Genomic DNA, 7,146 nt, shown 5'->3' with positions numbered 1-7,146 from the left:
GCGAAGCTTCGAATTGAAGCCCCAGTAAACGGCGGCCGTAACTATAACGGTCCTAAGGTAGCGAAATTCCTTGTCGGGTAAGTTCCGACCCGCACGAAAGGCGTAACGATCTGGGCACTGTCTCAACGAGAGACTCGGTGAAATTATAATACCTGTGAAGATGCAGGTTACCCGCGACAGGACGGAAAGACCCCGTGGAGCTTTACTGTAACCTGATATTGAATTCCGGTGCAGCCTGTACAGGATAGGTAGGAGCCTTGGATTCCGGAGCGCTAGCTTCGGATGAGGCGTTGGTGGGATACTACCCTGGCTGTATTGGACTTCTAACCCATGCCCCTTATCGGGGCAGGAGACAGTGTCAGGCGGGCAGTTTGACTGGGGCGGTCGCCTCCTAAAGAGTAACGGAGGCGCCCAAAGGTTCCCTCAGAATGGTTGGACATCATTCGTAGAGTGCAAAGGCATAAGGGAGCTTGACTGCGAGACCTACAAGTCGAGCAGGGTCGAAAGACGGGCTTAGTGATCCGGTGGTTCCGCATGGAAGGGCCATCGCTCAACGGATAAAAGCTACCCCGGGGATAACAGGCTTATCTCCCCCAAGAGTCCACATCGACGGGGAGGTTTGGCACCTCGATGTCGGCTCATCGCATCCTGGGGCTGTAGTCGGTCCCAAGGGTTGGGCTGTTCGCCCATTAAAGCGGTACGCGAGCTGGGTTCAGAACGTCGTGAGACAGTTCGGTCCCTATCCGTCGCGGGCGCAGGAAATTTGAGAGGAGCTGTCCTTAGTACGAGAGGACCGGGATGGACATACCTCTGGTGTACCAGTTGTCTTGCCAAAGGCATCGCTGGGTAGCTATGTATGGACGGGATAAATGCTGAAAGCATCTAAGCATGAAGCCCCCCTCGAGATGAGATTTCCCATTACGCAAGTAAGTAAGATCCCTCAAAGAAGATGAGGTTGATAGGTCTGGGGTGGAAGCACGGCGACGTGTGGAGCTGACGGATACTAATCGATCGAGGACTTAACCAATTTTGAAAAGGGCTTGATTACCCTGATTCTGTGTAGCACAATGTCTGTTTTATTCAGTTTTGAGCGAACAAGCTCAAAGAGTCTGGTGACGATTGCGAAGAGGTCACACCCGTTCCCATCCCGAACACGGAAGTTAAGCTCTTCAGCGCCGATGGTAGTTGGGGGTTTCCCCCTGCGAGAGTAGGACGTCGCCGGTCTCACACATTTATACTTCGACATAAATGTGGTGAAGTTAATTGAAAAGTCGAAAGTTATTACATGTTAAGGTCCCGTGGTGTAGCGGTTAACATGCCTGCCTGTCACGCAGGAGATCGCCGGTTCGATCCCGGTCGGGACCGCCATTATATTTTAAATTCAGAACCGATTCCAGGGATTAATTCCGGAGTCGATTTTTTGTATTGCGAAATAAAAGATAAATGAACTTTAAGCCAATTCAATCTAGGTACGCTATAGTAAGGAAGTAGATTCTAATAAATAGGGGACTTAACGGTATTTGAAAAGAGTTTTATCGTCCTAGTTCATCAATAATGATGCTTATTTCATTCATTTATGAACGAATTAGACCCGTTCATAAAAATAGTTCTTGTAATTATTATAAGACGTGCTATACTAAGTATTGTCTTTGAGAAAAGATGATGTAGGTCTGGTGACGATTGCGAAGAGGTCACACCCGTTCCCATCCCGAACACGGAAGTTAAGCTCTTCAGCGCCGATGGTAGTTGGGGGTTTCCCCCTGCAAGAGTAGGACGTCGCCGGTCTCACATATTTACTTTCGACATAAATGTGATGAAGTTAATTAAAAAGTCGGAAATTACTACATATTTAGGTCCCGTGGTGTAGCGGTTAACATGCCTGCCTGTCACGCAGGAGATCGCCGGTTCGATCCCGGTCGGGACCGCCATTAAATTTTAAATTCAGAACCGATTCTAGGGATTAATTCCGGGATTGGTTTTTTTGTATATAGAATTCTAAGGTTTAACTAATATGCTTTTTAAAAAAGCAGTAAGCAACACTCTTGAGAAACTAAACAATGTTATCGTAAAAGAAGACAACGTTTTCAGTAAAGTAAACAACATTCTACGAGAAATAAACATCATTTCCTACGAAAACACATCTATAAGGGTAGATGCTTTCTGATATAACATGTTTTCGGTACACTATAACAAAGAAGCAGAAAGGAAATAATCTATGACTCAGAAAATAGAAGTAAATTCTGTCGAGGAGACAGAGCTAATTGCAACGAAACTTGCAGCACTCCTTACACCACCGGATGTACTTACGCTTGAAGGCGATTTAGGTGCAGGTAAAACGACATTTACAAAGGCGCTTGCAAAAGGACTGGGCGTTACACGCACGGTTAACAGTCCGACATTCACAATCATCAAACAGTACGAAGGTAATTACCCACTCAATCATCTCGATGTCTATCGCTTAGCTGGCAGCGATGAGGATCTTGGCTGGGATGAACTATTTTATGGAGATGCAATATCTGTTATCGAGTGGGCGCATCTTATTAAAGATGATTTGCCGGCAGAACGTTTGGAAATTCAGCTAGTTCACGGTGGCGGAGATAACCGGATGATTATATTCACGCCAATAGGTGAAAGATATGAAAAGATTTGCGAGGGGATTTTCTTATGATCTGGCTAGGTATAGATACGGCTAACACGCCTATTTCAGTTGCACTTGTGAAAGATGGCGAACTATTAATAGAAGGAACTTCAGCGATGGCTATTAACCACTCGCTACGTGCTATGCCAGCAATTGAGGAGCTGTTGGAACAAGCAGGGTTAGTACCGGCGAATATTGATGCAATTGCAGTCTCAGAAGGGCCAGGCTCTTATACAGGGGCGCGAATCGGAGTGACGATAGCGAAGACACTTGCATGGACGCTTGGTAAACCTCTTGTTGGCGTATCCACATTAAAAGCACTAGCGGCAAATGCATTGTTCTTCAATGGTTTGGTTTGTCCAATTGTCGATGCAAGACGGGGCAATGTCTATGCTGGCGTTTATCAATTTGATGCAGGAAAGCTTACTGAAGTTATTGAGGATGGCCATTACTCTTTGGAAGAGTTGGTACACTTGCTTGAGCAGCATAGTAGTCCTATTTTATTCGTTGGAAAAGATATAGCAATGCATGAGCAAAAACTTATTGAGCAGCTTGGACAACGTGCAGTTCTAGCGCCTCTTCAGTTTAATCTACCACGAGCCTCTTCACTTATTTATATTGCCTTGCAATCAGAAGCAGAAACGGATATACATGCATTTGTTCCGGAATATCGACGTATTGCTGAAGCTGAGGCAAATTGGTTAAAAGAGCAGGGGAAGGACAATGATCGTGGATAAAGAGATTAGTTATAGAGAGATGGGAATAGAAGATATTCCTTCTGTTGTTGAAATCGAAAAGGAAGCATTTGCGACACCATGGACTGCAGAAGTTTTTGAGCACGAAATGACTGGAAATGACTATGCGCATTACGTTGTTGCAGTCTTTGAAGAAGAAGTGATTGGGCATTGCGGAATGTGGATCGTACTGGATGAGTGTCATATTACGAATGTTGCAGTACGGAAGCATTTAAGGGGTAATGGCATCGGCGAAGCTCTGATGAAAGAAGCGATTACACTTTGTATAGAAAAAAAAGTCCGGTTAATGACACTGGAAGTGCGGATGACCAATACTACGGCTCAAAACCTTTACCGTAAGCTTGGGTTCCAGGACGGCGGAATTAGGAAAAACTATTATACGGACGACCATGAAGATGCGCTCGTCATGTGGGTGGAATTCAAATGACAAAAGATATCTATATATTAGGAATTGAAACGAGCTGTGATGAAACAGCTGCATCCATCGTGAAAAATGGAACGGAAATTATATCGAATGTCGTAGCATCTCAAATTACTAGCCAAAAACGATTTGGCGGAGTAGTACCGGAAATTGCATCGAGACACCATGTTGAACAAATTACACTAGTAATTGAAGAAGCACTTGCGATTGCTGAACTAGAACCTGCGGATCTTGACGCCGTTGCTGTGACAGAAGGACCTGGTTTAGTTGGGGCCTTGTTGATTGGGGTTAATGCTGCAAAAGCATTTGCCTTTGCCAATGGTCTACCGATTATTGGCGTTCATCATATTGCGGGACATATATATGCTAACCAACTAATGCAACCCATGGAGTTCCCGCTTCTTGCACTCATCGTCTCAGGGGGCCATACAGAGCTGGTAATAATGGAGGAGCATGGTTCGTTTAAACTGGTTGGAGAAACACGTGATGACGCTGCTGGTGAAGCCTATGATAAAGTAGCTCGTGTACTGGGCCTCCCTTACCCGGGTGGTCCTCAAATCGATAAGTTGGCAGCTGAAAGTGATGGACAAGTTGAATTCCCGAGAGCTTGGCTAGAGCCGGGTTCTTATGACTTTAGCTTTAGTGGTCTTAAATCATCAGTGATTAACTATAAGCATAATCTTGCGCAACGTGGTGAGGCTGTAAACCCTTCTCATGTCGCGGCTGGTTTTCAGGCGAGTGTCGTTGAAGTGCTGACTACTAAAGCGTTAAGGGCAGCGAAAGAGTTCGGGGTGAAACAGGTAATTGCGGCTGGCGGGGTAGCAGCGAATAAAGGGTTACGTTCTTCTCTTGAAGAAACATTTAAGAAAGAAGAGATACCTTTTTACGTTCCACCAATCATACTATGTACAGATAATGCGGCAATGATTGCTGCAGCGGGATCGGCTATGTTTATAGACGGAATACGCGGAAATCTTGCTATGAATGGTAAGCCTGGCATGTCCCTTGTTTCATGGAAACAATAAATAAGTAAAAACACGAAAGTCGTCATATTGTGACAACTTTCGTGTTTTTTTATCCCGATTTTTTTGAAGATGTCAATAGGGAACATTCGTACTTATACACAATTGTGGATAAGTTGTGCATAACAATTGTATATGCACATTTAGTAACAGTGGTTGGAGGATAACTATGTGTATAAGAAATACATTTTTTGTGGATAGTGTGGATAATAACAGTGGATTACAAGTATAACTACATTCTATGTGTGGATAAAACTGTGGAAACTCTTTTTAAGAGAATATCGTTTCGTACTTTTATTTGATAGGTTACGACAGCAAGAAATGACAAAACGTCACGATAAACCATTGGTTCTGGTTTAACATGACGTTCACGCTCATTTTATAATTCCTCTAGTTCTTCTTGAAGTCCAAGCCAATTTTCTGATTTGCTGTCATGCTGTGCCTGAAGTGCATCAATCTGTGCCTGTAACTCCATTAATTTCACATGATCGTCTGCAAATTCAGGAGTGGAAAGTTCATCTTGAAGTGCTACTATTTCATCTTCAAGAACAGAAAGTTGTGATTCGACTTCGTCAATAGCTCTAGTCAGCCTTCTTTCCTGCCTTTTTAGTTCTTTATCATCATCATTTTTTCTTTCAATGACAGGAGTTGCAGCTGCTTTAGCGGCATTTGAGTCGGCAAGCAACTCTTCCTGTTCCAGTTTTTTCTCAATGAAATAATCATAATCACCGAGGTATTCGGTTGTACCTGTTGCGCTAATGTCGATTACTTTTGTTGCGATGCGGTTGATAAAGTACCGATCATGCGACACGAAGATGAGGGTGCCCGGGAAGTCATCTAATGCATTTTCAAGAATTTCCTTGCTATCCAAGTCAAGATGGTTCGTTGGCTCGTCGAGGATAAGCGTGTTTGACTTTTGTAACATTAATTTAGCAAGTGATAATCGAGCTTTTTCTCCACCTGATAGGGAAGTGACAGGCTTCTCAACATCTTCACCGGTAAATAAAAAACGTCCAAGTACTGAGCGAACATCTTTTTCATTCATCATCGGCCAATCATCCCAAAGTTCCTGAAGAACGGTTCCAGTTCCGATAAGTGTCGCTTGTTCTTGGTCGTAATAGCCAAATTGAACATTTGTACCATAACGAATTTTGCCTGCTAGTGGTTCTTGGAACTTGACGATGGTCTTCAAAATTGTTGATTTCCCGACCCCGTTAGGTCCGATAAGTGCAATGCGGTCTTGTTTGTAGGCACGCAAGCCGATACCAGTTGAAACCGGTATACTGTCATAACCGACTGCTACATCTTCCAGTGCTAGTACATCATTTCCGCTGGGACGATCAATTGAGAAGGTAAAGTTTGCGGATTTCTCATTGCCATCAGGAGAGCCCATCCAGTCAGTTTTTTCGAGCGTTTTGCGGCGACTTTTCGCCATTTTTGATGTCGATGCTCGCGCAATATTGCGCTGAACGAAATCCTCAAGTTTGGCCTTCTCACCCATTTCCTTGACGTAAAGTTTTTGATCACGTTCATAGTTTTTCGCTTTTTCGTCAAGATACGCACTATAGTTTCCTGTATACTTCGCTACTTTTTTTCTCGATACTTCGTAGACGATTGTCACGATTTCATCTAAGAAGTAGCGGTCATGGGAGACGATTAAGATTGCGCCTTCATAAGACACTAGGTATTTCTCTAACCAGCCGAGCGTTTCGATATCCAAATGGTTTGTCGGTTCATCAAGGATGAGGAGGTCCGGTTTACTAAGCAGCATTTTAGCAAGTGCCAATCGTGTCTTCTGGCCACCGGAAAGAAGATTGACATTTTTGCTATAATCCTCAGGATAAAAACGCATCCCATGAAGCACCGAACGAGTATCAGATTCATATTGATAGCCACCGGAATCTTTGAATTCGATTTGTAGAGCATCGTACTCTTTGATGACGCGTTCATAGTCGCTCGGGTTGTCGTAGACAGAGGAATCTGCCATAAGCCCTTCAAGCGATCGAAGCCGCCTTTCAATGCTATGGAGTGGTTCGAATACAGTCATCATCTCTTCCCAAACCGTCAATACAGAGTCGATACCTGAATGCTGTTCAAGATACCCAATCCGGATATCTTTAGGGACGATTAAATCACCCGAATCAGCGCTCATTTCACCAGCGATTATTTTAAGTAATGTCGATTTTCCAGCCCCATTGCGGCCGACAAGTGCGACGCGGTCGCGATGTTGAACTTCGAGCTTTACGTTTTCTAATATATCTGTTCCTGAAAATGATTTTGTTAGTCCGTTCACTTGTAATACAATCAAAT

5 protein-coding genes, 2 tRNA genes and 3 rRNA genes (1 of these 10 running past the window's edge) are annotated in these 7,146 nt (G+C 44.0%); 9 read left to right on the top strand and 1 reads right to left on the bottom strand.

All coding sequences use genetic code 11. From position 1 onward, the window contains the following. The 9 genes from MKZ26_RS12140 to tsaD all read left to right on the top strand — a co-directional run. Nucleotides 1-1,027, top strand: a 23S ribosomal RNA gene (locus MKZ26_RS12140); it begins 1,905 nt to the left of the window's first position. 81 nt (nt 1,028-1,108) lie between these two features. Beyond that, nucleotides 1,109-1,224: ribosomal RNA gene (rrf, locus tag MKZ26_RS12135) — 5S ribosomal RNA — on the top strand. Nucleotides 1,225-1,292: 68 nt separating this feature from the next. Then, nucleotides 1,293-1,368: transfer RNA gene (locus tag MKZ26_RS12130), tRNA-Asp, on the top strand. Between the two features lie 301 nt (nt 1,369-1,669). Continuing rightward, nucleotides 1,670-1,785: ribosomal RNA gene (gene rrf / locus MKZ26_RS12125) — 5S ribosomal RNA — on the top strand. Nucleotides 1,786-1,852: 67 nt separating this feature from the next. Further along, nucleotides 1,853-1,928, top strand: a tRNA-Asp gene (locus MKZ26_RS12120). A 287-nt stretch (nt 1,929-2,215) separates the two neighbouring features. Next, a complete protein-coding gene (gene tsaE, locus MKZ26_RS12115; RefSeq protein WP_067205339.1) occupies nt 2,216-2,668 on the top strand; it encodes a tRNA (adenosine(37)-N6)-threonylcarbamoyltransferase complex ATPase subunit type 1 TsaE in 453 nt (150 codons plus the stop codon). Further along, the gene (gene tsaB, locus MKZ26_RS12110; protein WP_340766353.1) at nt 2,665-3,375 is read left to right on the top strand and encodes a tRNA (adenosine(37)-N6)-threonylcarbamoyltransferase complex dimerization subunit type 1 TsaB; all 711 of its coding nucleotides are present in this window, start codon (nt 2,665-2,667) and stop codon (nt 3,373-3,375) included. Before tsaE ends, tsaB begins: the two co-directional genes overlap by 4 nt. Beyond that, entirely contained in the window at nt 3,362-3,820 is a 459-nt protein-coding gene (gene rimI, locus MKZ26_RS12105) for a ribosomal protein S18-alanine N-acetyltransferase (protein ID WP_340766352.1), read from the top strand. The genes tsaB and rimI overlap by 14 nt, the downstream gene beginning before the upstream one ends. Beyond that, nucleotides 3,817-4,839, top strand: a complete 1,023-nt coding sequence (gene tsaD / locus MKZ26_RS12100) for a tRNA (adenosine(37)-N6)-threonylcarbamoyltransferase complex transferase subunit TsaD (RefSeq protein ID WP_340766351.1) — start codon at nt 3,817-3,819, stop codon at nt 4,837-4,839. The genes rimI and tsaD overlap by 4 nt, the downstream gene beginning before the upstream one ends. Before the next feature lie 376 nt (nt 4,840-5,215). Here tsaD and MKZ26_RS12095 read toward each other — a convergent pair whose 3' ends face one another. Further along, nucleotides 5,216-7,144, bottom strand: a complete 1,929-nt coding sequence (locus MKZ26_RS12095) for an ABC-F family ATP-binding cassette domain-containing protein (RefSeq protein ID WP_067213814.1) — start codon at nt 7,142-7,144, stop codon at nt 5,216-5,218. Nucleotides 7,145-7,146 lie beyond the last annotated feature (2 nt).

Source organism: Sporosarcina sp. FSL K6-6792, assembly GCF_038004885.1.
Taxonomy (GTDB): domain Bacteria; phylum Bacillota; class Bacilli; order Bacillales_A; family Planococcaceae; genus Sporosarcina; species Sporosarcina psychrophila.
The sequence above is the reverse complement of the archived record's forward strand: the minus strand, read 5'-3'. Positions and strand labels throughout refer to the sequence as shown.